We start from the raw sequence: 1,660 nt of genomic DNA, 5'->3' as shown, positions 1-1,660 counted from the left end.
GTTCCAGGTCGCGCTGATGCTGGATTGGCGGATCATTTCCGACAGTGCGAAGCTTTCGATGCCTGAGCTGCGGCATGGGATCGGAGGGTCGGTGGGTGGTGCCATCCTGTCAGCGTTGTTTGGAGCGGAATCGGCGCGTCAAACGATGCTCGGAGCACGCGAATTCAGCGCGCAAGAGGCATTGGAGCATCGCTTTGTTCATGAGGTCGTACCCCAAGATCGGTTGATGGCAGAGGTGATGGCGCGGGCCCATGATCGGGCAACCTTCCCAAGTGCCGCCTATATGAATACTAAGGCGGCCATTAATCAGAGCATGGACCGGGCATTAAAGGATTCGATAGCGATTTCCAAGAAAGTTCATATTGCTGCTTTTGAGGAAAGAGCAATGGATTCGCACTTCAAAAATATCCTTGGCAGGAGTCATAGGGGTGCGGATTCCTTCGTATCCGGAGAATTATAAGGGTAAGAAAATTGTCTATTTCCGGCAACGAGGTTTTTGATTCATTTTCAAATGCGTGTGATCGTTATGGGGAAAAAACTGCCATCGTAGGCGATGGGGCAAAGATCTCTTTTGCGGCACTGATGCGGGAAGCCCTTAGCCTGGCCAATGCATTGCCCGACACGGYGCGTGGCAGAGTCGTGGGGCTGCAAGTGGAGAGCCCGATTGATTTCATGGCCGCTTATTTTGCCATCGCGCAATTCGGTGCCTATCTCGTGCTGGTGGATCCACGCCTGACCGATATTGAACGTTCTAGTCTACTGGGAGATCTTGCTGTCGATCTGCTTCTGGTGCTTGATCGGGAACGTCAACTGCCGAATGGTGCCGTCCCGCTGGAAACGGCGGAAGGACGCCACTTCCGCTTGTGGCCTACCGAAGGAACGGTTAAGCGTAATGGCGAGGCGCGCTATGAGCCAAGTGATTTCGTGGTGCACACGACTTCCGGTTCAAGCGGGCCTCCCAAGGGCATCGCACTGTCAGGGGCGAACGTATTGGCGCGCGTAGCATCCTGGCGCGACAGCACATCGCTGACATCCGAGGACACAGTGCTATGCATGCTTACATTATCGCATTGCCATGGCATTGAGATTCTGATGCTGCCTGCCCTTATGACGGGTTGCACGGTGGTGGCGCCTATGCCGTCGGCACTCACGGCGCGCAAGTTGGTCAAGCTGATCGAGCAGCACTCGGTAACGCTGATCTCAACTCTGCCGTGGTTCTATTCGATCATGTTGGAATCCGTCTCACCTGCCCGGTGCAATCTGTCGAGTATAAGGATGTTGATTTCCGCTAGCGCCAAGATCGAGCGCACAGTGGCCGAGGCCTTCAAGGAGAAATTCGGTATTCAGATTCGACAAGCCTATGGGCTTTCCGAGATTGGCGCAATCTGCCTGGACCGGGAAGGCCGGGACGATACGCTGGTCGGAGTGCCACTCGAAGGCGTCGAGGTCAGGTTGATGCCAACGGACGAAGTCGCGGACACAGGCGAGTTGATTGCCCGCGGGCCGGGCCTTGCCCGAGGATATATCAATGCGCCTGCCGCGCAGGCAGAGATGTTTCGTGATGGCTGGATGTGGAGCCAGGATATCGTTCGCCGTGAGCCGGACGGATTCCGAATCATTGGGCGGCGCTCGCGCTTTATCAACGTCGGTGGAAACAAGG

Annotated in this window: 2 protein-coding genes; both read left to right on the top strand. The window is 55.8% G+C overall.

Annotation, left to right across the window (positions count from 1 at the left end; genetic code table 11):
- Positions 1-460, top strand: a 460-nt coding sequence (locus AC1DYX_RS30900) for an enoyl-CoA hydratase/isomerase family protein (RefSeq protein WP_477266009.1), incomplete at its 5' end; no start/stop codon positions are given.
- Between the two features lie 11 nt (positions 461-471).
- Positions 472-1,660: class I adenylate-forming enzyme family protein (locus AC1DYX_RS30895; protein ID WP_477266007.1), on the top strand; the 1,189-nt coding region annotated here is incomplete at its 3' end.

It is taken from the genome of Massilia sp. P2_C2, from assembly GCF_056404615.1.
The sequence above is the reverse complement of the archived record's forward strand: the minus strand, read 5'-3'. Positions and strand labels throughout refer to the sequence as shown.